Raw genomic sequence first — 25,794 nt, forward strand, 5'->3', positions numbered from 1 at the left:
AAAAAACGTCAGGATTGGTGAATCGCATTATGAAATATAGATACATTGCAAAAACAATAAATGGGACTTTAATAAAGGCTACAACTGATAGTGATAGTATAGAGGAATTAGCATTAAATTTACGTGAAAAAGAAATATTTTTAATGAAAATTATTAGTACGAAAAAAATAAGCAAATTTTCTAGTAGACCTAATTTAAAAATTATTGCTATGTTTTGTAGGCAATTCTCAATATGTATTAAATCAGGTATTGCAATTTGTGATGTCTTGGATCTGCTTTATGAACAAATACTTCATAAATCCATAAAAACAAGTCTTATTAGTATTAGGGAAAACGTACAAAAGGGTAATACGTTGTTTGAAAGTATGAAAATGATTAGAAATACTTACCCTGATTTTATGATAAATATGATTTATTTGGGAGAGGAAAGCGGAAAACTTGACATAATTCTAGATCAGTTATCAAAATATTACGAGAAAGAATATAAGCTATTAAAAAAACTTACTAATTCAATGATTTATCCATGTACTGTGTTTATAACACTTTTGGTAGTATCATTATTCTTAATTATAAAAGTAATCCCAATATTTATAACAAATTTAGATTCATTTGATGCCAAAATTCCTTTGATAACAAGGATTGTTTTGTCTGCCAGTAATTTTATGCGAAGCAATTTATTATGGATATTTATAATCATAATAACTTTAGTCACTGCTACCATGCAATATATTAAAACTCAAAGAGGAAAATTTGTTTTTGATAAATTCAAATTTATCTGCCCAATACTTTCGCCAGTATATAAACGACTTATATATACAAGGTTTTCTAGAGGTCTTAATATATTACTAAGTAGTGGAGTGGGAATCGTAAGATCTTTTGAAATAATTAATGATGTTATAAGCAATAGGTATTTTAAACTAAAACTTAAAACAGTATCTGATGAAATAAAAAAAGGAAAGAATTTATCAAATGCATTAAATGATATGGATCTATTTCCGCAATTTTTTGTTGCTATGATAAAAATAGGGGAAGAAACAGGTGATTTAGATTCAATGTTTTTAAATGCTGCAGATATTTTCTATGAAGATGCCGAGGAAAATGTGGAAAAAGCCACAGTACTACTAGAGCCAATCTTGATAATATTTTTAGGAATTATGATTGGGACTATTATACTTGCGGTAATGCTTCCCATGTTAAATGTTATGGACTCTGCAGGAAAATTTTAACAATATTTCAGCTCCGCAGGAGATGATTTAATAAGGATAGGTGGTTTATGAATAAAGGATTTACATTAATTGAGATAACGATAGTTATGGCTATAATGGGTATATTAATGGGGTGTAGTGTACTTTCGTTTAAGTATTATAATGACATTCAAAACAAAATGTTGGTAGATTATAATTGTAACGAGGTAATAAGTTTTATTAATAATTCAAAAATGTATTGTAAGGAAAATTCTTGTAGTGCAGTTATAACTTTTGATAAGATTAGAGGTAAGATTTTACTTGATAGAGGACTAAACACCATGGCCATCAACCTAACAGAACCATTAAATGTAAATAGTATAGATTTTAACTAAATACTTGTATATAAATAGAACCTAAAAAAAACAGAATATTTATTTTCATTAAAGAGTGTATTTTAACCTAATTATGGTATAAAATACACCTTTTGTTTTTTGATTTATTGCTAAATAATATATAATTAGTGTATATATTACTTTTATTCAAATATATATAAAACTAACCGAAAGGATGTTATTTACAATGAACAGAAAAAAAATAAAGCAAATAATTCTCAATTTAGAAAAGGTGTACAACCTTAATAGGATTGAAAAGTTAGCTAAAAAACATCAGTTTAATATTAGGAAGGGTAAAGTTTCTGCTAAATCTTTTCTAAACCTATGCACCTTTCTAGGTGAGGACTTATGTTCCTCTTCCTTATCGAATTTGTGTGCCAAATTAGAAGCTAATGAGAAAGTATCAATATCTCCTCAGGCATTAAGTAAAAGATTTAATGAGAAATCCGTGAATTTTCTTGAAAAGATATTACACGACATGATAAATTTTGAAAATGAGGTTTTAAGAGATAATGGGCCTCTATTAAAAAGTTGTTTTAATAGGATAACAATAGTTGATTCTACTGGATTTAAGTTAGATGATAAGCATGCAGATAAATATAAGGGGTGCGGTATAAAATCATCTGTAAAAATTCAATTACAGTATGATTTATTAACTGGTGAATTTATTCATTGCGAGCTCGGAGCAGGCTCAGTTTCAGATGCTAAATACCTTCCAACACTTCAAAGCACTATTGAAAAAGGTGATTTATCTTTAAAAGATTTAGGATATATTAAAACTGCTGATTTAAAATTTATTGAAGAAAATGAAGCTTTCTATATTTCTAGACTTAAAGTTAATACTAATCTTTATAAAGAAGAGGAAATAACTGAATATGGATTTAAAGGAAAAGTTACAATAAGAAAAAGGTACTCCTACGTAGATATTAAATCACTCGTATTGCCTTTATCAGAAGGCGAAAGCATAGAGTTCAATAATATTTACATAGGAAATACCGTTAAAAATAGTACCAAATGCAGATTAATCTTAACTAAATTAACAGAAGAATGCAAGAGAAAAAAAGAAATTAATAATAAAAAAATGAAAGATAGTGGTAAAATTAAAGGTCTTGAACAAAACAAATGGTGGCTTGACTTTAATTGTTACATAACCAACGTACCTAGTGAAATGATATCTATGGAACAAGTGCATCTGATGTACACATTGCGGTGGCAGGTGGAAATAATGTTTAAAATATGGAAATCTCTTTTTAAAATCCATGAAGTTAGACAGTCAGGATTAGAAAGAATACAATGTTTCATATATGGTAGATTAATTATGTTATTACTAACTTCAACAATAGTTTTTACAGCTCGTAATTTAAGTTATTTGAAAACTGGTAAAGAGTTAAGTGAAATAAAATCTTTTGGTACTGTGAAACAATATTTTAATGAAATATATATGAATATTTTTAAAGGTAAAATAGTTTTAAATCAAATATTTCATCGTATAGTATCCTCTATTGAACGATATGGTGTGAAATCTAAGAAAAAAGACAAAAAAACACCCTTTTTAATATTACAAAGCCTTAATAAATTTGAAATTGATTTGGTAAAAATGGCAAGCTAATACTGGCATATAAATACTTATTTAGAACTTTATTTTATTTGTTTTGTGAAGGCTTATTAAGTTGCGTCAATTCGGGGTCAAAACTAAAAATATCATGTTTAACTCTAAAATCATTACCAAAAATTATTTCCAATTTGTATAAAAATATAGTTGTAACCTTATTTACAAATTATTGAATTCTTAGGTTGATGGCTATGGACTAAACACGGTAAACGAACTTATACTTCCAAAGAATATAACATTAGGTGACCTCACGGGGACGCGAGGAGATGATCACTTCCTAATTAATAGAATGGGTTCTACTGGTGATGCAGGGTCGATAACCTTAATGGATAATGATAAAAAGATATATATAATTAGAATGGGAGTAGGTACAGTCTATGTTGATAGAGAATAAAAAAGGATTTACGTTGGTAGAAGTAATATGCAGCCTTGGGGTTTTCTCCATAATTTTTATTTGCATTATGTCTTATGAGGTAGCAGCTCTTAACATGAAAAAAGATGTTAAAAATATAAATAATAATGTAGTTATTATAGAAAATTTAAAAAATAATATTATATATGCTATGACATTTATAGAACTTACTAATTTGAAGAATGAAGGTAAAATTTATATAAATAAAAAAGATATTATATTAGATGAAAATAAAATGATAGTAAAAACTGTGTTCACAAATCAAGAGCCATCATTAAATCAGTACATAAAATTAACATTTTTATGTTTAGATGTTAATGTTTATAAGCTGAATCTTGCTTTATATTCTGGAAAACCAAGCGATGTCCTAGAGCTTGAGTGTACTTTCTATAAAGGTGATCATTAATGAAGAAAAAAGGATTTACGCTTATGGAAATAGTAATTGTCATGGCACTGGCATTTTTAATGCTTGGGGCAATAGGGAGTATGCTTGTGTCTTATGTGAAAAGTTATAAAAATAGTTTAGTACAAAACAGTGGATTTAATTATTTAAACAGTGCCATTTTTATGATAGATTCAGAAGTTAATGAGTATGCAAAGTGTGTGAAAACTGATGGTAATATTATTACCATAGATTGTTACAAAGGAAGTAGTCCTAAACGTGTAAAATGTGTTAATGGAAAGCTTATAGTACTTACTAATTCTGGAAATACATATTACTCTAATACAATTATGAGTGAGGTTAAAGACTTTGTAGCCATTAAAACTGGCAAAATTCTTTATATTAAAATTGTATGGCGCAATGGTCAAAGCATTGAGAAGTTTTTGGCGATAGAAAATGCAAACTAAAAAAGGATTTATATTAATCTATACTCTTTTAGTAGGAATTATTTGTTTAATTGTTATGATGTATATGTTCGATATTCAAATGTCAGAAGTGAAGTATTCAACAAGTAATAAAAGATATGTATTAAGGGAGGACAATTATCAAAGAGACAAAGAATATTTAACAACTTTATTTTCCACATATATCAATAATGATACAAATAAAACGCTAATTAAAAATGCAGGAGTGGCCGTTTATTTTAAAGGGTCTAAAAGTGCCATAGTAAATTATGGCACAGCTAATGTTAGTTATAATGAAAAGGATAATGACTTTATTTTTAGAACACGTTACATAATTTTAAAAGATCCGCATGAAGTATATGGATATAGAAATGATTATTTTAAATTAGAGGATGTTTCTAGTGGATTTAATATAATATTTATAAAAACTAAATATGAGAATTAAGGGAGGCAAATATGAAATTCAGAAAAAATATGTTTCTTGAAGTTTCAACGCAAAATATTTCGGGCACTGAATTTTTTAAAAGTATAGTATTAAATAGAGTAGTAAATATGACGAGCAAAAATGTATATTATAAGGAGGCGCAGAATATACAAGATTTTAGAATAGATATAAAAAATAAAAATTTATATGTTCTTGTTGAAGGGGAAGCAGTTTATATTAAAATGGTTACATTGCCGGTGGTTAAAAAATATTTAATTAATGATATGGTTAAAAATGAATTAAAATATTATTATAAGGATATTAAGAATATAGCATTTACCTATAAGTTAATTAAACAAGACAAATCAAATATGGAAATATTAGTTTTTTGTCTAAAGGGGAATAACTTAGACATTTTAGAAAATAGTATTACTAACAATGTTAATTTGAAAAAGGTAAATCTAATTCAATTTTGCTTTAAGAACTATTATGCAAGCAAAATTAGTGTTAAAAATTATATATTCGTTTTTTATTATAATCATAATTTGTACTTTTTAATATGTTGTAATAATGAAATTAGAGCTAATAATATTATAAAAGTTCGGGAATTACCTTTGATAAAATTTTCTAGGGTAATGAATGAATTTTTAGAACTCTATAACGATTACGCCAAGTTATGCGAAGAGATTTATTATGCGAATATAAGTGAATTAGATTTGGATGAATTTGGATATTTAAAATTAACCTATCAAATATTTGAGGATCTAAAACGAGAAGAATTAATAAAATATATTATAGGAAAGGAATAAGTTGATATGATGAAAAAAACATTTATTCCTAATTGGTATATAGATCAAAAAAACGAAATTCAAAATAAAAAGATCAAAATATGTATTGTGGTAACTATAGTTTTAAATATTTTTCTAATGAGCCTTATATTTAATACTTCAGATAAATTGAAAGACATAAATGATGTTAGGGCAGTAAACCCAAAAAATGAAATTAAAGAAAAAGTAGAGGTGCTCAAGAAGAGTAGTATTACTATTGAAAAATATAAGGAGATTAGTGATTTTTCAAAACAAAACAATCTTAATTTCACAAATATTATAATAACTGAGTTTGAGACTGAAATAGAGATTCGAGCTAAAAGTTATGAAGAATACGTAATGATAGTAAGATGTTTAGAAGATAATTATATAATAAAAAAATTAGTTCCAAACACTAAAAATGAGGGTGAATATAACTTTAAAGTTATGTTAGAGGTATAAAAATGTATGAAAACCGAAGAATTAAGTGGGTACTTGAAGGATTAGTCTTAATAATGATTATTTTAACTTTAAAATTTACTTTTCTTAATAATGTATTTATTCAAAATAAAAAGCAGATTATAAATAAAAATCCCAAAACAGATAACTTTGTTCGTGTAGAGAAATATGGATACAGTGATATTTTGGAATGTTTACAAAAAAATAAAAATTTCGTAGTTAAATCTATTAACGAGATGCAAGATGAAATTTGTAATGTGGAAGTTATTTATGATGGTGATATGAAATTATTGCAATTTTCTTTATTTAAATTAAATGAAAGTGGAAATCTTTTAAATATAAACAAAATAACTGTTGATAAAGATGCCAAAATCACAAATATAAGTATTAATTTTAAAAAGAATAAGTAAAGAAAAATATGTTTGCAAATGTCATTAGGTTTTGATAAAATAACATTGTTCCTCTGTAATGTTTATATTTACTGTTTTTAGTCAGGAATGTGCTATAATAATTAGTGAATTGAGTTATGCTTAGTATAGATATACTAAACTGGATTAAATACATTGTTTATCAATATGCTGCACATCAGCCGTAGATTGATATCATTCATAAAGCTTATATGAGATTAAGTGTATAAATCAAGTATTGTTAGTCTATACTAAATATGATAATATATAAAAGGTTTAGAGATGAGCCTTTTGAAAAACAAGTATGTTTATAATATATTAAGTTAATTGAATGATTAATGAATTTTGGAGGGGTACTTTATGATATCAGCAGGAGACATAAGAAAAGGAACTACATTTGATGAAGGTGGACAAGTTTACACTGTAATAGATTTCTTACATGTAAAACCTGGTAAGGGCGCTGCATTTGTTAGAACTAAATTAAGAAATGTTATTAATCAAGGGGTTACAGAAAAGACATTTAATCCTACTACAAAATTACAAGAAGCAGTTATAGAAAGAAAGGAAATGCAGTATTTATATGCAGCTGACGGATTATACTACTTTATGGATCAAGAAACATACGAACAAGTACCGCTTGAATATGCAAAAGTTGAAGATGCTATAAAATACTTAAAAGAAAATATGTTTGCTATAATAAAATTTTATAAAGATGATGCTTTTTCAGTAGAAGCTCCAAACTTTGTAGAACTCGTAATAACTGCTACAGAACCTGGCGTTAAAGGCAATACATCATCAAGTGTAACAAAACCTGCTACTGTAGAAACAGGAGCAATAATTCAAGTGCCAATGTTTGTTAATGAAGGTGAAACGATAAGAATAGATACTAGAAATGGTGACTACATGCTAAGAGTATAAGGAATAAGTGAGAAAGGACCTATTTGGTTCTTTTTTTTTGTTCTTTTTTTTTGTTTACCACGTATAATATGTAAAATGAATTCATTCAAATCAATAAAAATTTTATGTTTTTGGAATATTTTAAAAGATTTTATAATAGAAATTATATATGGGAGTGTGAAAAAAATGTTAGCTACAAAAGATTTATTTGAGATATTACCTAAAAACATCAGAGAAAAACTGGAACAAGTCAATAATTTACAAAAACTTGAAGAGATTAGGATAAAGGTAAACAAGCCTCTGTTTATTCACATTGGCAGCAAAGAGGAAATCTGGGATTATATTGCTACTCCAGAAGATATCAAATACATAATGCAGAGGATAAGCAATTACTCAATATATGCCTTTGAGGAGGAAATTAGGCAGGGGTATATAACTATAAAAGGTGGACATAGAGTGGGACTTTGTGGAATTTGTGTTATAGAAAACAATAACATAAAAACTATAAAGGACATATCGTCTATAAATATAAGGGCATGTAAAGAAATTATTGGTTGTGCTGATAAAGTAATGCCTTACATTACACATGATAATTCAATGCATAACACCATTATTATATCGCCTCCTAAGTGTGGTAAAACAACTCTACTTAGGGATATTTCAAGGCAAATATCTGATGGTGATAAAAATAAAAATTTTAATGGAAAAAATGTTTCGATAATTGATGAGAGGTCTGAAATAGCTGGTTCTTTTAAAGGAATACCGCAAATGGAAGTGGGAGTGCGAACTGATGTACTTGATAATTGCCCTAAGAGTCAAGGAATAATGATGGCTATTAGAAGCATGTCACCTGATGTCATAGTTTGTGATGAGATTGGAACTCAAAGAGATATGGAAAGTATATTAATGGCACTTAATTCTGGAATTAGTTTAGTTACAACCATTCATGGGTTTGGAATTGAAGATTTGTATAAAAGATTAGTTTTTAAAGACATTGTAGAGAATTTCGTATTTTCAAGAGCGATAGTACTAAGTAACAAAAAAGGAATTGGAACAATAGAATCTATTTATGATTTTACTAAAGGTACAGATGTATGGAGGTCACAGCATGATTAAGATAATTGGATGTATGGTGATTTTAGGGGCTTCAACTATGGCTGGATTTATATATAGTGAAAGACTTAAATATAGAGTTTTTCAGCTTAATGAGATAGAACGGGCAATTTACCAACTTCAAAATGAAATAACTTATGTTCATGTGCTATTGCCAGATGCTTTTAAAAATATAGCAGATAAAAGCAAAGAGCCTATAAAGGAACTTTTTAATAAAACCAGTGAATTATTATCTGGAAATGAATATGAAAATGTATATGAGGCAATGAAAGAAGCTGTAAACTTATTGAAAAACAAATTATATTTAAATGCAGAAGATATTAATGTCATTTTAGATTTAACAAAAACTTTAGGCGAATCTGATATTCAGGGGCAGTGCAGTATATTCTCACTAACTATATCAAATTTAAAAAAACAAATTAAGATATCTGAAGATTTTATGAATAAAAATGTGAAAATGTATAGATATTTGGGTTTTTCATTTGGAGCAATGCTGGTAATCGTATTATTATAGGGAGGAGGTTTTTTAGGTGTTAGATGTAAGTTTGCTATTTAAAATAGGGGCAACAGGTATTTTAATTATTATTATCGATAAGATCTTAAAAAGCGGTGGCAAGGATGACATTGCTGTAGTTGCAAATTTAGCAGGAGTAATACTGCTTCTTATGATGGTTATAAATTTAGTGAACAAGCTGTTTACTTCTGTAAAGACTTTGTTTCAGTTTTAGGACATGTATATAAAAATTTATAGTTTTCATTTACTTTCGCAAAGACACTTGCAGAGGCAATCGAGGAGGGTGTTATGGAAATAATCAAGATTGTTGCATTTGCTTTCATGGCATTATTTATTGTGCTTATATTTAAAGGTAGAAGAGATGATTTAGCCATTCAGGTGAGTATTGCCGCAGGAATATTGATCTTTTTATTTATGGTAAACAAACTTACAATAATTATGGGATTTTTACAAACACTTGCAAATAAAGCGAATATTGATGTTGTTTATTTAAATACAGTTTTCAAAATATTGGGAATTGCCTACTTAGCTTCATTTTGTAGTGAGATTTGTAGGGATGCTGGAGAAAGTAGCATTGCAGCTAAGGTAGATTTTGCTGGGAAAATATTAATACTAGTTTTAGCTATTCCTATCCTAATGGCAGTAATGCAATCTATTCTTAAAATAATGTAGATGCACAATATTAAAAAAATGTTCCTAATTTTAACGTAGAGGTAAAATATGAAAAAAATATTATTGATTTTATTATTTTTAATATGTTTTCCTATTAGTGTACAAGCTACTGAGGCAGGGCAAATAGGAAAAATAGGGGAAAAAGAACAAACGCAAATAAGTAATTTATATGAGTATATTTCTAATGTGAAAACGCAGTACGAAATAATAAACGATATGCAGCCGAAAGATTTTGTAGATCAATTTATAAAGACTGGTGAAAATGGACTTAGTTTTAAAGACATTTCCGGGTATGTTATAAAATATACTTTTAAAGAAGTTATTGCATCTATGCAGTTAATAGGAAGCCTTATGATCATTGCTATCATTTGCTCATTACTTAATAATTTACAAAGTGCATTTAATAGGGAGAGTTTATCAAATATAGCTTATTTTGCTTGTTATGGCGTAATGATTGTGATGATAACTAAAAGTTTCTATGTAGTAGCAGAGCTTGCCAAAACTACTATTCTTAGTATGACAGATTTTATGGCGGCACTTATTCCAGTGCTTATGATGCTTCTAGCAAGCGTTGGTGGATTCGCAGAGGCAACATTACTGGACCCTGTGATAATGGGGTTTGCAATGATAAGCTCTAGAATTTACGTGGATATTATAATACCCATAATATTTATGAGCTTTGTACTACAATTTGTTAATAATATATCCAGTGATTATAAGATAAATAATTTAACAAAACTTTTAAAACAAATTGCTATATGGGTCCAGGGACTGGTAATGACAGCATTTATTGCTGTAATGACCATAAGAAGTATAGCCGCAAAAACTTTAGATCAAGTTACTATAAAAACAGCAAAATTCGCAGTAGATACCTTTGTACCAGTGGTTGGAAAACTTTTATCTGATGCAATTTCTACAGTTGCTGGATACTCACTTCTTTTAAAAAGTGCAATAAGTGGGCTTGGACTCGTTATTCTTATAGTAATAGTTTTATTTCCTATCATTAAACTTTTAATTATGGCTTTTTTATATAAAATAGCAGCAGCACTAATTGAACCAATAAGTGACACCCGAACAGTACAGTGTATAAATTCTGTAGGTGATTCTATTCTTCTTTTAATGTCTTGCGTAATATCGGTTAGTGTAATGTTTTTCATAATGGTGGCAATAGTTGCATCCACTGGTAGAGGGATAATTGGTGGATAAGAATATTTAAGAGGATAAGCATTCACTGGTGTAATGATTATAATGCAATAGAAAACTCGATAATAAAGGAGGTGGTGGCAATTTGATAGAGATATTAAAGGTCTGGATAACAAGTATTACCATAGCTGTGTTTTTTATTACTGCAGTGGAGATGCTTTTGCCAGATAATAGCATGAAAAAATATGCCAAATTCGTATTGGGATTGATACTAATAGTAGTAATAATTAACCCTATAATAAAAGCTTTTGATAAAGATTTTAATTTAAATTCTTACTCAGATAAAGCTACAAGTTATATGGAGACAGGGACTGACAAGGCTGATATTAAGAAGTATAAAGATAGCAACATATTAAATACAACTGAAAATTTTAAAAAGAATTTAGAAAAAGATTGCATTACAAATTTAGAAGAGACTTATCCTGAAAATAAATATAATGTTGATATACAGGTTGCTTATGATAGCAAAAATGGAATATTTAATATAGATTCTGTTGGGGTTGAAGTAGTGGGACTAGGAGTTAAAAATATAAATAATATAGACATTGATGTAAAAAGTGTAAGTGCGCCACAAAAGGATGTTTTAAAGGGCAATGAGGGGAATAAAATAAAGAAACTAATAAGTAGTAAGTACAAAATATCTAATAATGTTATTACGGTTTATAAATCAAATTCATAAATTATGGATTGATAAGTATAATATTATAACAAGAAATGAGGGGAATTTTCGTGAATAATGATAATTTGCTTAGTAAATTTACTGAGTATATTAAAATAAAATTAAATGGTGGAAAAGGAGGAAATAAAAATGATAAAAACAAAAAATCTGACAAAATGCTTGGGAACTTAGTACTCGTTATCTTAGTAGCTGTTGTAATAGTTTTAGCAAGCAGTTTTTTTAAAACACCAAAATCAACTACAACGGAGGTAGATGCTGGCGCGCAAACCCCAAAAATTTCAAGCGGCAGTAGCGCGGCAGGATTAGATGACTATGAAGCACAGCTTGAAAGTAAACTCAAATTAACGCTTGAGGGGATTCAGGGGGTTGGAACGGTACAACTTATGATATATTTTGAGAGCGGGGAAGAAAGTGTTCCTGCAGTAAACGTTAATGATTCTAGCAGTCTTACAGTAGAGAATGATACAACTGGTGGTAAAAGAAACATTACTCAAGATAACAATGGAAGTACTGTTGTTATGACTAACAATGGAGAAGAAAATAAACCGTTAATAGTAAAGAAATACAAGCCTGTTATTACTGGTGTTTGCGTAGTGGCCCAGGGATCAAGTGAGAAAATTACAGAACTTAGAATTAGACAAGCAGTAGTTAATTTATTTAATTTGCCAGAAAGCAAAGTTAATGTATATCCTATGAATAAGTAGCATATAATTCAAAGAAAGGTAGATGGGGGGAAATATTATGAATAAAAAACAGTCTGGTATAATTGTTACATTGGTAGTACTTATTGTGTTTGCAGGGTATCTTGCAACGAAGGTGAATGGACCATTGTATGTAAATGATGGTGATTTTAGTAGTGAGAAGAGTGCAATATCACTTACAGAGACAGCAACTTCAAGCTTTTTTACAGAAGCAAAATTATCAAGAACGCAACAAAATAACAGTGCTCTTCAAGAAATTAAAGTTTTAATGGATGATGCTAATACACCAGAAGCACAAAAGAAAATTGCTGCAACTGAGTACATGAACATATCAATGGCTACGCAAAATGAAGGCGACATTGAACTTGCACTAAAGGCTTTAGGATATAATGAGGCAATGTGCAGCATAGTAGATGACAAGGTAGAAATATTAGTTAAAACTGATAAAAAAGTACTTACAGAAGCTGAGCTCAGAAGCATAAAGGATGTTGTAATGAGTAAAACAAAACTTGAAAAGATTGATGTTAAAATAAAAGAATAATATTTGTAAATGCTATATTTATCTGATATAATAAATATAGCATTGTCATGTTTTACCTAAGTTAAATAAGGGGGTACTAATATGGAAGATAAAATTTTAAACGAAACGGAAATGGGTGTTGTTAAGATATCTGAGGATGTTGTTAGTGTTATAGCGGGACTCGCTGTTGCTGAAATACAAGGAATTGTTGGAATGAGTGCTAGTTTAGTTAATGGAATAACTCAAATATTAAGCGGAAAGAAAAATTTATCTAAAGGTGTAAAAGTCAATGTTGGAGAAAATAGTGCAATAATTGATTTACACATTGTAGTTGAATATGGTGTTAAAATTCCAGAAGTTACTGAAAAAGCACAAATAAATGTAAAAAGATCTGTAGAGCTAATGACAGGTCTTACAGTATCAGCCGTAAATGTATATGTACAAAATGTTGTATTACCTAAAACAGAAAAGCTAGAGGAAATAGAAGCATAAAAATAAACACCCTCTGTAACAGAGGGTGTTTATTTTTATGTAGGTTTTATTATATTAAGACTATATTTAGTCTAGGAAGACTAGGAGGATTACTAATGAATAGAAGAAAGTCGAGAGAAGCAGCAATGAAATTACTTTTTGAAATGTCAATAAATAAAGAAAAGTATGAGGAGATAATTGAAAATTTTAAAGAACACACAGATGTGAATTTAGTAGATTTAGACATGGAGTATATTACTAAGGTGCTTGCTGGGATTCAAGAAAATGCCAAGAAAATTGATCAAAATATTGAAAAACACCTAATTAAATGGAAACTGATTAGATTATCTAAAATGAATTTGGCTATTTTAAGGATATGTACATATGAAATTTTATTCGAGGAAGAAATACCAGGTAAGGTTTCCGTAAATGAGGGTATAGAACTTGCAAAAATTTATGGGGAAGACAGCTCACCAGCTTTTATAAATGGTATTTTAGCAAAAATGATCTGAAATTAAATTAATAATAATAAAATAACTAGTCAAATATAAAGGTATATTTGACTAGTTATTTTAGTTCATAAAAGAGGAAATCTAAAAGTTTATTAGAAATGTATTATTATAGTTAATATATTATAAATGTTTAAAAGGAGAAGATAATGTGGGAGTTAGAGTTAATGGTAAAATAATAGTTGAAACCTACAGAAATGAAATTAAGTCCATTATAGAGGATGGGATTAGTAAAGGTCTTAGAGTGCCATCAATTAAAACTATATTGGTTGGAGATGATGGAGGTTCTTTGTCATATGTAAAAAGTCAAAACAATCTCTGTAATAAATTAGGGATTTCTTATACTTGTACTCAATTAGATAAAGAGATAAGTCAAAACGATATAATAGATATTATAGAAAAATTTAATGAAGATAATAATGTAGATGGGATAATTATTCAATTACCTTTACCTAAAAATTTGAATGAGAAAGAAATTACTTCTAAAATTTCATATAAAAAGGATATTGATGGATTAACAGATGTAAATATGGGTAGATTTTATATGGGAGCTAAAAGTTTTATTCCTTGTACTGCATTGGGTGTTATTGAAATGATTAAACAAACTGGATGTAATATTAAAGGAAAACATGCTGTTGTTATTGGCAGAAGTAATATTGTAGGAAAACCAGCAGCACAATTATTACTTAACGAAGATGCAACCGTGACTATATGTCACTCAAAAACAACTAATCTAAAAGAAATTTGTAGATCAGCAGACATAATAGTTGCAGCTATTGGTAAACCAGGGTTTGTAACAAGTGAATTTGTTAAGGAAGGCGCAGTTGTTATAGATGTTGGAACTACAATGGTAGATAGTAAAATTACTGGTGATGTAGATTTTTACGATGTTATAAATCGTGCAAGTTATGTTACGCCAGTGCCAGGTGGAACGGGACTAATGACTACAACAATGCTTATAAAAAATGCTTGCGCTGCGTGGAGGGATAATGTTTATTAAAGTAATAACCGTAACTGCCCTTAATGGGTACATTAAAAAAATAATTGATAGTGATTTTATATTAAATAATGCTAATGTTAAAGGAGAATTATCTAATGTAAAATTACATAGTAGTGGACACATATATTTTTCGCTTAAAGATGCATTTGGAAAAGTAAATTGTGTAATGTTTAAATCACAAGCATCTAAACTGGCAATTACGCCTAGAGATGGGATGAATGTTATAATTCGTGGTAGAGTTTCTGTTTATGAGAAGGGCGGTGCATATCAAGTTTATTGTGACTCTATGGAGACAGATGGCGAAGGTCAACTATATTTAGCTTTTCAGAAATTAAAAGAAAAGTTAGAAAAACAAGGATTATTTGATGAAAAACACAAAAAGATCATTCCCTCATTCCCTACGAGAATAGGAGTTATTACAGCACAAACAGGAGCTGCAATTAAAGATATTATTAACGTTGCAACAAGGCGTAATATAAATGTTAACATTCTCATATATCCAGCACTTGTTCAAGGTGTAAATGCTAGCTCTGAAATTGAACAAGGAATTAAATATTTTAATTTATCAAAAAGTGTTGACATGATTATTATTGCAAGAGGAGGAGGGTCAATAGAGGAATTATGGGCATTTAATGAAGAGAATTTAGCATATGCTATATATAATTCTAAGATACCCATAATTACAGGGGTTGGTCATGAAACGGATTTTACTATAGCCGACTTTGCAAGTGACCATAGAGCGCCTACTCCATCAGCTGCTGCTGAAATAGCAGTTAGAAATTTAAAAGATCTAAATAATGAAATTAAAGCACTTAGAGAACTCTTGCTAAGAACTGTGGAATATAAGGTTACTAAAGAATACAATAAAGTTAATTTATTAAGCAAAACTTTGAAAGTTAATAACCCTTTGAATTTTATAGTTAATCAATATACTCGTATAGATAATCTAAAAGATACTTTAAATTATAAATTTAATTCAAAAATCTTATTAGAAAAGCAGAAACTTTCAAAATTAAATGCTCTTTTGCATGCACACAACCCCTTAAATGTGTTGACCAAGGGCTATGCAGTTTTGCAAAATGATGAAAATGAAGTTATTAGTGAAATTAATGAACTTAAAAATATCAAAGACGTAAAGATAACGCTTAAAGATGGTAGTGCGTTATTTAAACTAAGTAATACTAAAGCTCCGAAGGAGATGATTTAATGGCTAAGAAAAAAGAAACTTATGAAAGCATGATGGAAAGACTAGAAGAAATCGTAGATATTATGGATGGTAATGAAGTAACTCTCGAAGGAACTATGGCAAGTTATGAAGAGGGCATAAAAATATGTAATAACTTATATAAAATTTTGAATGATACAGAAGGTAAAATAAAAATATTAACAGATGATGGTGAAAAAGATTTTATTGAACTTGCAGATGAATCTAAAGTGTAATGATTACTGCAGTTCTGAAGGCTAACTATAATAATGAGTTCTGAGTGGAGTTAGACTTACGCTGAAATCTTATTTTTATAACAATTAATAGGAAGAGGGATAAAATGGATATAAAGTTGCTTAAAGATGAAGTTGAACAATGGATAAGTGATTATTTTGATAATAAGCCAGAAATTAATAGTAGAAATTTCGAGGCAATGATTTATAGTTTAAAAGTAGGAGGGAAAAGAATCAGACCAGCCTTAATGCTTCTTACCTACAATATGTATAAAGAAGATTACAAGAGTATAATGCCCTTTGCGGCAGCTCTTGAAATGATTCATACATATTCTCTTGTTCATGATGATTTGCCCAGCATGGATAATGATGATTTGCGCCGTGGAAAACCTACAAATCATAAAATATATGGTGAGGCAATCGCGATACTGGCAGGTGATGGGCTTTTAAATGAGGCTATGATAATAATGCTAAATGAATGTTTAGATGGAAGCTTAAATAAAATAAAGGCAAGTTCATTTATAGCAAAAGCTTCCGGCGCAGATGGTATGATTGCCGGACAAATTTGTGATATTTTAAGTGAAGGTATAACCATACTTGAGGAAGAACTTTTGTATATGCATAAAAATAAAACAGGACAGTTAATTAAAGTTGCTATATTATGTGGTGCTATCTTAGCAAATGCAAGTGACGAGGATTTAAGCAATTTGAAGGTGTATGGTGACAAATTGGGGTTAGCGTTCCAAATAAAGGATGATATATTAGATATAATTGGTGATGTAACTATTTTAGGTAAAAATGTAAATAGTGATGAATGTAATAATAAAACTACATTTATAACCATGTATGGATTAGAAGAATGCAAAAAAAAATGCAACGATTTAACTCAGCAATGTTTTGAAATATTAAAGGGACTTAAGGGAAATACAACTCAGTTAGAAGAAATTACAGAATTTTTACTTGAAAGGCAATACTAAAATAGATTAGTGATTTAATAATATTTGCTAGTGTTTTAGATGTCATAAGGCTGTCTTTTTAGTCGAAATAGCTTTTGAATTAAATAATATTATATGATATAATATTTCCATAAATGTGGGTAAAATAATATGTTTAATAAAAGAGGATAGATATATATGAGTAAGATTTTAGATGAATTTGATGATATAAATGCAGTAAAAAAAATGACAATACAAGAACTTAATATTTTTTCAGGAGAAATTAGAAGGTTTTTAATTGAAGAAGTCTCTAAAACTGGAGGCCATTTAGCTTCTAATTTAGGCGTTGTAGAATTAACATTAAGTTTATATAATGTGTTTGATTTGGATAAAGATAAAATAATATGGGATGTAGGGCATCAATCGTATGTACATAAAATCCTTACAGGCAGAAAGAATCAATTTGATTCTCTTAGAAGTTTTGGTGGTCTGAGTGGTTTTCCTAAAAGAGAAGAAAGCAAATACGATTCTTTTGAAGCAGGACATAGTAGTACATCTATTTCGGCAGGCCTTGGCATGGCAAGAGCTAGAGATTTAAAGAAAGAAAATTATAATGTCATTTCAGTAATTGGTGATGGTGCACTCACAGGAGGCATGTCATTTGAAGCTTTAAATGATGCAGGATTTAGAAAAACTAAAATGATTATTTTGCTCAATGATAATCAAATGTCTATTTCAAAAAATGTTGGAGGATTGTCTAAATATTTAGGTCAATTTAGAATTGATCCAACCTATAATAGAATAAAAAAAGAGATAAACTCTACACTTAGAAAAATCCCTAGTGTAGGTGATGGTATGGTTAATTCCATACAAAAGCTTAAAAACGGAATTAAGCAAGTTATTGTGCCTGGAATGCTCTTTGAGCATATGGGTATAAAATATTTAGGACCTATAGATGGACATAATATTAAAGAAATGAGTAAGGTTTTAAAGCTAGCTAAAGAAATGGATGGTCCAGTTATTATCCATGTTATAACTAAAAAGGGTAAAGGGTACAAATTTGCTGAAAGGGAACCACACAAATTCCATGGGATAGCACCATTTGATCCCTTAACTGGAAATGTATATGGCGCTCATACAGAAAGTTACTCCGATGCATTTGGAGAGCAGATTGTTCACCTTGCAAAGGAGAATAAAAATATAGTAGCAATAACAGCGGCAATGCGTGAAGGCACAGGGTTAGAAACATTTTCAAGAGAGTTCCGGAATAGATTTTTTGATGTAGGAATTGCAGAACAACACGCAGTTACGATGGCGGCAGGAATGGCGACGCAAGGCCTAAAACCTATTTTTGCAGTTTACTCTACTTTTCTTCAGAGGGCATATGATCAAATTTTACATGATGTTTGTATTCAAAATTTGCCTGTTATTTTTGCAATAGATAGGGCCGGCATAGTAGGTGCTGATGGTGAAACCCATCAAGGAGTATTTGATTTATCGTATTTATCTCATATTCCAAATATGACAATAATGGCCCCAAAATGTATAGGTGAGCTTAAGACAATGCTCACGTTTGCAGTAGAGCAAAATTATCCAATTGCTATAAGATACCCTAGGGGTGGGGACAATAGCAATGTTAAATTGGTTCCTATGGAAAATTTTAAAAATGGAAAATGGGAAACTTTATTTAGTGGCGGTAAAATAGCATTTATAGCTACTGGTAAGATGGTTCAAAATGCTATTTTAGTTAGAGAAAAATTAGAGAACATGGGGGTTGCATCTACTGTAATTAATGCTTGTTTTATTAAGCCTATTGATAAAGTTCTAATTTCTGAGCTAGTCTCAAAAGAATATTCATTAGTAACCATAGAGGATAATATTGTGCATGGAGGACTAGGTTCTTTAGTACTAGAATATGTAAACTCACTGAATGCAAAAACAAAGGTCGTTAATTTAGGATTTAAAGATGAATTTATTACCCACGGAAAAGTTGATATATTATATAAATTACATAAATTAGATGTGGATGGGATTTTTGAAAGTATATTAAAATTAGTTTAAAATAAGATTTTATAATGAATGGATTTATAAGGAGTTTTCTATGTTGGAAGATAAAGACAGATTAGATGTAATTGTAGTTTCAAGAGGGATTATAGCATCAAGAGAAAGGGCAAAGGAAAATATAATTTCTGGAAACATATTTGTGGATGGTATTAAGATTACTAAGTGTGGGAAAAAAGTTGATTTATCATCTATGATTCAATTTTTTGGAGAAGATATTCCATATGTAAGTCGGGGGGGGTTAAAGCTAAAAAAAGCTATAGACTCTTTCGGTATAAACCTTGAGGCGAAAACTTGCCTTGATATAGGTGCATCTACAGGAGGGTTTACAGACTGTATGCTTAAGTATGGGGCATCTAGGGTATACTCTATAGATGTTGGGACAAATCAGTTAGATAATAAGTTAAGGATCGATCCCCGAGTAGTTTCAATGGAGAAGACAAACATAAGATACTTAACTTCAGATAGTATCGGACAGTTGTCAGATTTTGCTAGTATTGATGTATCATTTATATCTCTTGAAAAGGTTATTCCAAATTTACTTAATCTATTAAAAGAGGATGGTAGCGTTGTAGCACTATTAAAACCTCAATTTGAAGTTGGTGTAGGAGTAGTTAATAAAAAAGGTGTAGTTAAAAATCCAAGTGATCATGTGAAGGTAATAATCAATGTTTTAAACCTTCTTAAATATCTTGATGTAAAGGTTATTAATATTGATTATTCATGCATAAAGGGACCTAATGGTAATATTGAGTATTTAATTTATTTTACAAAAGATAGTAATCAATTCGACAATCTTATTGAAGACAATATAAAACAATTAGTTAGTCAGGCTCATAAAGATTTAAATTAGGTTAGAAGGCTGTTGATAGTTAATGTCTGCTATAGAGGGCGATAAGGAGGTAATATGAAAAAAATAGGCATTAATATAAATACAACTAAGGATAAAGATGGAAAGATAATTAAATATGTTAAGGATATCGTTAGTAAATATGTTGATGATATTAATATATTTACATTTAAAGATGCAGTTGGGCTTGATAACGATAAATTTAACGATTTAGATATTATAATTGCCTTAGGTGGAGATGGCACTATTTTAAGGACATCACGGAATATTAAAAATTATAATATTCCAATATTAGGGGTAAATATAGGTAATTTAGGTTTTTTATCTAGTGTAGAGCTACTAGAATTTGAAAATGCTATGGAAAAGTATATTAAAAATGATTATTACGTAGAGGAGAGAATGATGCTAAAGTGTACTCTGCCACTTAGGCAGGATACTGAAGAATATATTGCATTAAATGATATAGTTGTATCAAAAGGTACGCTAGCAAGGGTTGTTAAATATGAACTTCACATAGATAATAAGTTTTATATTGATTTTACAGGGGACGGACTTATAATAGCTACTCCAACAGGGTCTACAGCATACTCATTATCTGCAGGGGGGCCTATAATTTATCCGAATCTAGATGTTATAGCTTTAACACCTATTTGTCCATTATCTTTATCTATGAGGACTATAGTGGTAGATTCTAAAAGTGAAATATCTATTAACATAAAAAGTGAACATGAAAGTATATTCCTAACCCCGGATGGCCAACGAGCAATAAAGCTTAATAACTATGAAAAAATATTAGTAAGTGTTTCAAATAAAAAATGTAGACTTATTAAATTTAATGATTATAATTATTTTAGTATACTTAGAAAAAAAATAATTTCTAGAACAATGGACTGTGAGGGAGAAAAAGATGAAAATTGCACGTCATGCAAAGATAATTGAAATTATTCAGGAAAAAGAGGTTGAAACCCAAGAGCAGTTAGCAGAGGAACTTAAAAATAAGGGTTTTGAAATTACTCAAGCGACTGTATCTAGAGATATAAAAGAACTAAAATTAATTAAGGTTATGAATGCATATGGGACCCACAAATATGCTACTAGTTCACCAGGGGATAGTTTTTTATCAAATAAGTTGGTTAATATTTTTTCTCAAACAGTTCTTTATGTTGATCATGTGGATAATTTTATAGTGCTCAAAACTATATCAGGAGCCGGTGGTGCTGCTGCCGAAGCTTTAGATTCATTGAAATTTAATGGAATTGTAGGAACTATAGCTGGAGATAACACTGTTTTTATTTTAGTTAGAAAAGAAGAAGATACAAAAGAAATAATTCAAAAGATTAAAAAGATGATAAATGAATAGGAGGAATTAGTATGCTCCTACAATTAAATATTATGAATTTTGCACTGATTGAAAAATTAAGTATTAATTTTGAACGGGGATTTAATGTGTTTTCTGGTGAAACAGGAGCAGGAAAATCAATCTTAATTGATGCTATAAATTATGTGTTAGGTGGGAAATTTAATAAGAACCTAATTAGGACAGGTGAAGACAAAACTTATGTTGAGGCTATATTTACTATTGATACTAAAAACAGCAAAAGTGTTTTAGATGAGATGGAAATTGATTATGAGGATACGGTATTTATAAGTCGCGAAACCTTTCAATCAGGAAAAAGTATTGCTAAAGTTAATGGTAAATCTATGCTACTTTCAAAGGTCAAACATATAAGCAAAAATTTATTAGATATTCACGGTCAACACGATAATCATAATTTATTAGATAAAGCTAATCATATATTTTATGTGGACTCATTTGGTACGGACAAAATCCATAAAATTATTCTTGGGTATAAGGAAAAGTTTGCACGAATGACAACTATTAAGAATAAAATTTTAAAACTAGAAGGAAACGAAGGTGAGCGAGAAAAAAGAATTGATTTCTTAAATTACCAGTTAGAAGAAATTAAAAATACACATTTGAAAATTGGCGAAGATGAAGAGCTTTTAGAGAAATATGCAATAATCAGTAATGCAGAAAATTTAGAGAAACATTTATCTAAAAGTTATCAACTATTGTATAGTAGTGAAGAAGAAAATCCCTCTGTTTTTTATAATTTAGCTATTGCCATTAAGGAACTTCGTGGTATCGAAAAACACATGGATAAAATAAAAACAATTACGGATGCTATTGAAGAAAGCTATTTTAATATCGAGGAAAATATTTCACAACTTAGGGACTTAAAAGAGAACATTTATTATGATGAAAAAGAATTGGAGTTTATCAACAGTAGAATAAGTCAAATTAATAGCTGTAAGAAAAAATATGCACCTACTATTAAAGAAATCTATGAGTATAGAAATAAAATTCAACTTGAATATGAAGAATTAACTAATAGTAGTGAAATTATTATTGAACTTAAAGAAGAAAAGCTAGGTCTAGAGAGTGAAATGAAAAATATAGCGGACGAAATTCATTTGATAAGATGTGTTACAGCAAAAAAACTTCAAAATAAAATAAAAGAGGAATTAAATTATATTGGACTTGAAAAAAGTAAATTCTACATAGAAGTGAAACTTGAAAGTACATTTTATGAAAATGGATGTGATAAGGTTCAATTTTGTATATCTACAAATCCTGGAGAGCCACTAAGCCCTCTAGAGAATATTGTGTCAGGGGGAGAATTATCACGTATAATGCTTGCTCTTAAGACTGTATTCGTTGATAAGGATGAAATACCTACAGTTATATTTGATGAAATAGACACGGGTATAAGTGGGCGAATTGCGCAATGTGTTGGAGAGAAAATGTATTTAATATCATTAAATCATCAGATTTTTTGTGTAACTCATTTGCCACAAATAGCTAGCATGGCGGATATAAATTATTTAATATCGAAAAACGTCATTAAGGACAAAACGTATACTAACATTATAAAAATGAATGATGAAGAAAAACAAAGTGAAATAGCTAGAATGATAGGTGGGACTGAGGTTACTAAATTAACTTTAGAAAATTCTAAAGAAATGATAAATATGGCAAACAATAAGAAGAAAAATTAATATTAATTTTTTTAGTGAATTTAGTAATAAAAAATTAGAATATAGGAAAAGATAAAGTCATGAGTCATGATTTTATCTTTTTTTTTGTTTTTAATATTAACGTGAAGTAAAATAATCTAAGGTTGTAAAATTTATAGAAATTCTGAAAATAATATAAATAAAGTGAAAATAACTTAATTTATCATAAATTAGTTTTCAATCTATTTTATTGACTATTTTTGAATTAATCTAATAGCATAATACTTATAAATCCAGGGGAACTTAAAGTCATACTATACGAAAAGGAGGTAAAACTTATGATAAAAAAATTTAATATATTATGTTGGATTATGACACCTCTAATAATATTTGCTTTAAGCACCTACTTTAAAATGCAAAATAAAGTTGTGGGTATATTTGATAAACCAATTGAAAGTTCATACAACAGTAGTAGTACAATAGTAAATGAGAATAAAACTAATAGTATTAATAAATCCTTTATAATTGAAAATATTAAAGGATTTAAAATTAATTTGCAAGGGTTGTTAAATGTTCAAGAAACTTTTATAAAAAATAAGTCAGAAATAATGGTTTATCCAGGAGGACAACCAATTGGTGTCAAACTTACTACTAAGGGTGTTTTAGTAGTAGCTTTATCTGATATTGAAAGTGAGAGTGGCAAAACACCAAGTCCTGCTGCTAAGGCAGGAGTACAAATAGGAGATAGTATAGTAAGTATTAATAATAATGAAATAAATAGTGCCGAGGATGTAGCTTTATTTATAAATAAACAAAAAAAATCTGAGATTACACTTAAATTGCAACGTAAAAATGAAATTAATTTTTTCGAGGTTAAAGTTACTCCTGCTATTGATGCTGCAGATGGGAAACAAAAAATCGGGTTATGGGTACGGGATTCAACGGCTGGTGTAGGAACATTAACTTTATATGATGCTAAAACTAAAAAATTTGCTGCTCTGGGTCATCCTATTACAGACTCTGATACTGGAACAATACTTAACGTTAACAGTGGTGTAATTATATCATCTAATATAGTATCTATAAAAAAAGGAACAAGAGGTAGCGCAGGGGAGTTAAGAGGGCTTTTTGTAGATGAAAATATTATAAAAGGACAAATAATTAATAATACAGAATGTGGAATATTTGGAGATGGAACTAAGAGTCTTATAAATAGTAAATTTAATAAACCTATGAAAATAGGTCTAAGAAACGAAATTAAAGAAGGTAAAGCGCAAATTTTAACAACTATAGAAGGTAGTGAGCCGGAACTATTTGACATAGAAATACAAAAATTATTACCTCAAAATACATCTGGATCAAAAAGTATGGTAATTAAAATTACAGATCCTAAGCTCCTAGAAAAAACTGGTGGCATAGTTCAAGGTATGAGTGGAAGCCCAATAATTCAAAACGATAAAATTATTGGTGCTGTGACTCATGTTTTAATAAATAAACCAGATGTTGGTTATGGTATATATATAGAATGGATGTTAAAGGATGCTGGTATTTTATCAAAATAGCTAGTATTATTTAAAAAAAAGAGGTAAAATAGGTATTAAGTGATAAAGGATAGTTATGCTATCCTTTATTTATAATAAATGATAGAAAAATGTTTTTTTGTAAATAATTTTAAAATAAAAAGGAATTATAATTCTTTTGTCGAATTAATATTTGTTAAGATATGGGAATTTATTTATAAAGGGGAGTTATATTATGGAAGAAGAAAGAATTAGTGTACTTATTGCAGATGATAATAAGGAGTTTTGTAATATTCTAAATGATTATTTGCTGAGCCAAAGAGATATAATTGTTACAGGAATTGCAAAGGATGGAATAGAGGCTCTTAAGTTAATAAAAGAGAGAAAACCAGACTTAGTAGTATTAGATATAATAATGCCACATTTAGATGGTCTTGGAGTACTAGAAAGATTGGGAAGTATGGATCTTGATCCAATTCCAAAGATAATAGTATTATCTGCAGTAGGTCAAGATAAAATTACACAACGTGCTATTGCTTTGGGGGCAGATTACTACGTAGTAAAACCTTTTGATATGGAGGTTTTTACAAAGAGAATAAGACAAATGTTTAACAATACAATTTCTAGTGATAATACTAAAAGATCAATTTCATTTATTGATACAACTGAACCTAGAAAAAGTAGTCGTAGCGAACCAATGGATCTAGAAGCTGAAATTACAAATATAATTCATGAAATTGGTGTGCCAGCTCATATTAAAGGTTATATGTATTTAAGAGAAGCAATTACTATGGTAGTAAACGATATTGAGCTTCTATCTGCTGTAACTAAGGAATTATATCCATCAATTGCTAAGAAATTTAATACAACTGCTAGTAGAGTAGAAAGAGCAATAAGACATGCTATAGAAGTAGCATGGGGACGTGGACAAGTTGAAACTATAAATAAAATCTTTGGTTATACTATACATAACGCTAAAGGTAAACCTACTAACAGTGAGTTCATAGCAATGGTAGCTGATAAGTTAAGATTACAAAACAGAGTTAGTTAAGTAGCATTAAATAGGTTTTGAAGTATAGGGTATTATATTATTCTTTAAAGCTTCATAATTATGTTAATTGTTAAACATTAAAAATCCTTCTTATTTGT

General features: G+C 29.1%; 31 protein-coding genes. All 31 read left to right on the top strand.

Annotation, left to right across the window (positions count from 1 at the left end; genetic code table 11):
- Positions 1-29: 29 nt before the first annotated feature.
- Positions 30-1,226, top strand: a complete 1,197-nt coding sequence (locus ACREVX_RS03655) for a type II secretion system F family protein (protein WP_431542811.1) — start codon at positions 30-32, stop codon at positions 1,224-1,226.
- 47 nt (positions 1,227-1,273) lie between these two features.
- The gene (locus tag ACREVX_RS03660) at positions 1,274-1,579 is read left to right on the top strand and encodes a pilus assembly FimT family protein (RefSeq protein ID WP_431542812.1); all 306 of its coding nucleotides are present in this window, start codon (positions 1,274-1,276) and stop codon (positions 1,577-1,579) included.
- A 187-nt stretch (positions 1,580-1,766) separates the two neighbouring features.
- Positions 1,767-3,188: an IS4 family transposase gene (locus ACREVX_RS03665; RefSeq protein WP_431542813.1), complete on the top strand. Its 1,422-nt coding sequence runs from the start codon at positions 1,767-1,769 to the stop codon at positions 3,186-3,188.
- A gap of 380 nt (positions 3,189-3,568) precedes the next feature.
- The gene (locus tag ACREVX_RS03670; RefSeq protein WP_431542814.1) at positions 3,569-4,009 is read left to right on the top strand and encodes a type IV pilus modification PilV family protein; all 441 of its coding nucleotides are present in this window, start codon (positions 3,569-3,571) and stop codon (positions 4,007-4,009) included.
- Complete coding sequence (locus ACREVX_RS03675; protein WP_431542815.1) at positions 4,009-4,452, top strand: prepilin-type N-terminal cleavage/methylation domain-containing protein; 444 nt, start codon at positions 4,009-4,011, stop codon at positions 4,450-4,452. The genes ACREVX_RS03670 and ACREVX_RS03675 overlap by 1 nt, the downstream gene beginning before the upstream one ends.
- Positions 4,442-4,894, top strand: a complete 453-nt coding sequence (locus ACREVX_RS03680; protein WP_431542816.1) for a hypothetical protein — start codon at positions 4,442-4,444, stop codon at positions 4,892-4,894. The genes ACREVX_RS03675 and ACREVX_RS03680 overlap by 11 nt, the downstream gene beginning before the upstream one ends.
- A gap of 11 nt (positions 4,895-4,905) precedes the next feature.
- Positions 4,906-5,682, top strand: coding sequence for a type IV pilus biogenesis protein PilM (locus ACREVX_RS03685; RefSeq protein ID WP_431542817.1), 777 nt, complete (start codon positions 4,906-4,908; stop codon positions 5,680-5,682).
- 6 nt (positions 5,683-5,688) lie between these two features.
- The gene (locus tag ACREVX_RS03690) at positions 5,689-6,141 is read left to right on the top strand and encodes a hypothetical protein (RefSeq protein WP_431542818.1); all 453 of its coding nucleotides are present in this window, start codon (positions 5,689-5,691) and stop codon (positions 6,139-6,141) included.
- 2 nt (positions 6,142-6,143) lie between these two features.
- Entirely contained in the window at positions 6,144-6,548 is a 405-nt protein-coding gene (locus ACREVX_RS03695) for a hypothetical protein (RefSeq protein ID WP_431542819.1), read from the top strand.
- A gap of 357 nt (positions 6,549-6,905) precedes the next feature.
- Positions 6,906-7,463: an elongation factor P gene (gene efp, locus ACREVX_RS03700; RefSeq protein WP_431542820.1), complete on the top strand. Its 558-nt coding sequence runs from the start codon at positions 6,906-6,908 to the stop codon at positions 7,461-7,463.
- Positions 7,464-7,628: 165 nt separating this feature from the next.
- A complete protein-coding gene (gene spoIIIAA, locus ACREVX_RS03705; protein ID WP_431542821.1) occupies positions 7,629-8,558 on the top strand; it encodes a stage III sporulation protein AA in 930 nt (309 codons plus the stop codon).
- Positions 8,551-9,069, top strand: coding sequence for a stage III sporulation protein SpoIIIAB (gene spoIIIAB / locus ACREVX_RS03710; protein ID WP_431542822.1), 519 nt, complete (start codon positions 8,551-8,553; stop codon positions 9,067-9,069). Before spoIIIAA ends, spoIIIAB begins: the two co-directional genes overlap by 8 nt.
- Before the next feature lie 16 nt (positions 9,070-9,085).
- Positions 9,086-9,283: a stage III sporulation protein AC gene (gene spoIIIAC / locus ACREVX_RS03715; protein WP_216286890.1), complete on the top strand. Its 198-nt coding sequence runs from the start codon at positions 9,086-9,088 to the stop codon at positions 9,281-9,283.
- A gap of 74 nt (positions 9,284-9,357) precedes the next feature.
- Positions 9,358-9,741: a stage III sporulation protein AD gene (gene spoIIIAD / locus ACREVX_RS03720; protein ID WP_216305389.1), complete on the top strand. Its 384-nt coding sequence runs from the start codon at positions 9,358-9,360 to the stop codon at positions 9,739-9,741.
- A gap of 48 nt (positions 9,742-9,789) precedes the next feature.
- A complete protein-coding gene (gene spoIIIAE, locus ACREVX_RS03725; protein ID WP_431542823.1) occupies positions 9,790-10,947 on the top strand; it encodes a stage III sporulation protein AE in 1,158 nt (385 codons plus the stop codon).
- An 82-nt stretch (positions 10,948-11,029) separates the two neighbouring features.
- Positions 11,030-11,623: a stage III sporulation protein AF gene (gene spoIIIAF / locus ACREVX_RS03730; protein WP_431542824.1), complete on the top strand. Its 594-nt coding sequence runs from the start codon at positions 11,030-11,032 to the stop codon at positions 11,621-11,623.
- A 155-nt stretch (positions 11,624-11,778) separates the two neighbouring features.
- Positions 11,779-12,327, top strand: a complete 549-nt coding sequence (gene spoIIIAG / locus ACREVX_RS03735) for a stage III sporulation protein AG (protein ID WP_431542906.1) — start codon at positions 11,779-11,781, stop codon at positions 12,325-12,327.
- Between the two features lie 37 nt (positions 12,328-12,364).
- Positions 12,365-12,865, top strand: a complete 501-nt coding sequence (locus tag ACREVX_RS03740; RefSeq protein ID WP_431542825.1) for a SpoIIIAH-like family protein — start codon at positions 12,365-12,367, stop codon at positions 12,863-12,865.
- A gap of 81 nt (positions 12,866-12,946) precedes the next feature.
- Complete coding sequence (locus tag ACREVX_RS03745) at positions 12,947-13,336, top strand: Asp23/Gls24 family envelope stress response protein (RefSeq protein WP_431542826.1); 390 nt, start codon at positions 12,947-12,949, stop codon at positions 13,334-13,336.
- A 95-nt stretch (positions 13,337-13,431) separates the two neighbouring features.
- Positions 13,432-13,827, top strand: a complete 396-nt coding sequence (nusB, locus tag ACREVX_RS03750; RefSeq protein ID WP_431542827.1) for a transcription antitermination factor NusB — start codon at positions 13,432-13,434, stop codon at positions 13,825-13,827.
- A gap of 148 nt (positions 13,828-13,975) precedes the next feature.
- Positions 13,976-14,824, top strand: coding sequence for a bifunctional 5,10-methylenetetrahydrofolate dehydrogenase/5,10-methenyltetrahydrofolate cyclohydrolase (locus tag ACREVX_RS03755; protein ID WP_431542828.1), 849 nt, complete (start codon positions 13,976-13,978; stop codon positions 14,822-14,824).
- Entirely contained in the window at positions 14,814-16,031 is a 1,218-nt protein-coding gene (gene xseA, locus ACREVX_RS03760) for an exodeoxyribonuclease VII large subunit (RefSeq protein ID WP_431542829.1), read from the top strand. Before ACREVX_RS03755 ends, xseA begins: the two co-directional genes overlap by 11 nt.
- Positions 16,031-16,264, top strand: coding sequence for an exodeoxyribonuclease VII small subunit (locus tag ACREVX_RS03765; RefSeq protein ID WP_431542830.1), 234 nt, complete (start codon positions 16,031-16,033; stop codon positions 16,262-16,264). Before xseA ends, ACREVX_RS03765 begins: the two co-directional genes overlap by 1 nt.
- Before the next feature lie 104 nt (positions 16,265-16,368).
- On the top strand, positions 16,369-17,238 hold the full coding sequence (locus tag ACREVX_RS03770; RefSeq protein ID WP_431542831.1) for a polyprenyl synthetase family protein: 870 nt from the start codon (positions 16,369-16,371) through the stop codon (positions 17,236-17,238).
- Positions 17,239-17,394: 156 nt separating this feature from the next.
- Positions 17,395-19,257 carry a 1-deoxy-D-xylulose-5-phosphate synthase gene (dxs, locus tag ACREVX_RS03775; RefSeq protein WP_431542832.1) on the top strand — a complete coding sequence of 621 codons (1,863 nt, stop codon included), beginning with the start codon at positions 17,395-17,397 and terminating at the stop codon, positions 19,255-19,257.
- Between the two features lie 40 nt (positions 19,258-19,297).
- Entirely contained in the window at positions 19,298-20,110 is an 813-nt protein-coding gene (locus ACREVX_RS03780) for a TlyA family RNA methyltransferase (protein WP_431542833.1), read from the top strand.
- A 54-nt stretch (positions 20,111-20,164) separates the two neighbouring features.
- Positions 20,165-21,046: an NAD(+)/NADH kinase gene (locus tag ACREVX_RS03785; protein ID WP_431542834.1), complete on the top strand. Its 882-nt coding sequence runs from the start codon at positions 20,165-20,167 to the stop codon at positions 21,044-21,046.
- Positions 21,015-21,467 carry an arginine repressor gene (locus ACREVX_RS03790; RefSeq protein ID WP_431542835.1) on the top strand — a complete coding sequence of 151 codons (453 nt, stop codon included), beginning with the start codon at positions 21,015-21,017 and terminating at the stop codon, positions 21,465-21,467. The genes ACREVX_RS03785 and ACREVX_RS03790 overlap by 32 nt, the downstream gene beginning before the upstream one ends.
- A gap of 11 nt (positions 21,468-21,478) precedes the next feature.
- Positions 21,479-23,167 carry a DNA repair protein RecN gene (gene recN, locus ACREVX_RS03795; protein ID WP_431542836.1) on the top strand — a complete coding sequence of 563 codons (1,689 nt, stop codon included), beginning with the start codon at positions 21,479-21,481 and terminating at the stop codon, positions 23,165-23,167.
- 296 nt (positions 23,168-23,463) lie between these two features.
- Positions 23,464-24,687, top strand: coding sequence for a SpoIVB peptidase (gene spoIVB / locus ACREVX_RS03800; RefSeq protein ID WP_431542837.1), 1,224 nt, complete (start codon positions 23,464-23,466; stop codon positions 24,685-24,687).
- Between the two features lie 193 nt (positions 24,688-24,880).
- Positions 24,881-25,696: a sporulation transcription factor Spo0A gene (gene spo0A / locus ACREVX_RS03805; protein ID WP_431542838.1), complete on the top strand. Its 816-nt coding sequence runs from the start codon at positions 24,881-24,883 to the stop codon at positions 25,694-25,696.
- Positions 25,697-25,794: the final 98 nt, after the last annotated feature.

The sequence above is a fragment of the Clostridium sp. genome (genome assembly GCF_050717545.1).
GTDB lineage: Bacteria > Bacillota > Clostridia > Clostridiales > Clostridiaceae > Clostridium_AD.

Coding starts and splice junctions, on each gene's coding strand:
- ACREVX_RS03655 (WP_431542811.1), top strand. CDS start 30: ATGAAATATAGATACATTGCAAAAACAATAAATGGGACTTTAATAAAG.
- ACREVX_RS03660 (WP_431542812.1), top strand. CDS start 1,274: ATGAATAAAGGATTTACATTAATTGAGATAACGATAGTTATGGCTATA.
- ACREVX_RS03665 (WP_431542813.1), top strand. CDS start 1,767: ATGAACAGAAAAAAAATAAAGCAAATAATTCTCAATTTAGAAAAGGTG.
- ACREVX_RS03670 (WP_431542814.1), top strand. CDS start 3,569: ATGTTGATAGAGAATAAAAAAGGATTTACGTTGGTAGAAGTAATATGC.
- ACREVX_RS03675 (WP_431542815.1), top strand. CDS start 4,009: ATGAAGAAAAAAGGATTTACGCTTATGGAAATAGTAATTGTCATGGCA.
- ACREVX_RS03680 (WP_431542816.1), top strand. CDS start 4,442: ATGCAAACTAAAAAAGGATTTATATTAATCTATACTCTTTTAGTAGGA.
- ACREVX_RS03685 (WP_431542817.1), top strand. CDS start 4,906: ATGAAATTCAGAAAAAATATGTTTCTTGAAGTTTCAACGCAAAATATT.
- ACREVX_RS03690 (WP_431542818.1), top strand. CDS start 5,689: ATGATGAAAAAAACATTTATTCCTAATTGGTATATAGATCAAAAAAAC.
- ACREVX_RS03695 (WP_431542819.1), top strand. CDS start 6,144: ATGTATGAAAACCGAAGAATTAAGTGGGTACTTGAAGGATTAGTCTTA.
- efp (WP_431542820.1), top strand. CDS start 6,906: ATGATATCAGCAGGAGACATAAGAAAAGGAACTACATTTGATGAAGGT.
- spoIIIAA (WP_431542821.1), top strand. CDS start 7,629: ATGTTAGCTACAAAAGATTTATTTGAGATATTACCTAAAAACATCAGA.
- spoIIIAB (WP_431542822.1), top strand. CDS start 8,551: ATGATTAAGATAATTGGATGTATGGTGATTTTAGGGGCTTCAACTATG.
- spoIIIAD (WP_216305389.1), top strand. CDS start 9,358: ATGGAAATAATCAAGATTGTTGCATTTGCTTTCATGGCATTATTTATT.
- spoIIIAE (WP_431542823.1), top strand. CDS start 9,790: ATGAAAAAAATATTATTGATTTTATTATTTTTAATATGTTTTCCTATT.
- spoIIIAG (WP_431542906.1), top strand. CDS start 11,779: ATGCTTGGGAACTTAGTACTCGTTATCTTAGTAGCTGTTGTAATAGTT.
- ACREVX_RS03740 (WP_431542825.1), top strand. CDS start 12,365: ATGAATAAAAAACAGTCTGGTATAATTGTTACATTGGTAGTACTTATT.
- ACREVX_RS03745 (WP_431542826.1), top strand. CDS start 12,947: ATGGAAGATAAAATTTTAAACGAAACGGAAATGGGTGTTGTTAAGATA.
- nusB (WP_431542827.1), top strand. CDS start 13,432: ATGAATAGAAGAAAGTCGAGAGAAGCAGCAATGAAATTACTTTTTGAA.
- xseA (WP_431542829.1), top strand. CDS start 14,814: ATGTTTATTAAAGTAATAACCGTAACTGCCCTTAATGGGTACATTAAA.
- ACREVX_RS03765 (WP_431542830.1), top strand. CDS start 16,031: ATGGCTAAGAAAAAAGAAACTTATGAAAGCATGATGGAAAGACTAGAA.
- ACREVX_RS03770 (WP_431542831.1), top strand. CDS start 16,369: ATGGATATAAAGTTGCTTAAAGATGAAGTTGAACAATGGATAAGTGAT.
- dxs (WP_431542832.1), top strand. CDS start 17,395: ATGAGTAAGATTTTAGATGAATTTGATGATATAAATGCAGTAAAAAAA.
- ACREVX_RS03780 (WP_431542833.1), top strand. CDS start 19,298: ATGTTGGAAGATAAAGACAGATTAGATGTAATTGTAGTTTCAAGAGGG.
- ACREVX_RS03785 (WP_431542834.1), top strand. CDS start 20,165: ATGAAAAAAATAGGCATTAATATAAATACAACTAAGGATAAAGATGGA.
- ACREVX_RS03790 (WP_431542835.1), top strand. CDS start 21,015: ATGAAAATTGCACGTCATGCAAAGATAATTGAAATTATTCAGGAAAAA.
- recN (WP_431542836.1), top strand. CDS start 21,479: ATGCTCCTACAATTAAATATTATGAATTTTGCACTGATTGAAAAATTA.
- spoIVB (WP_431542837.1), top strand. CDS start 23,464: ATGATAAAAAAATTTAATATATTATGTTGGATTATGACACCTCTAATA.
- spo0A (WP_431542838.1), top strand. CDS start 24,881: ATGGAAGAAGAAAGAATTAGTGTACTTATTGCAGATGATAATAAGGAG.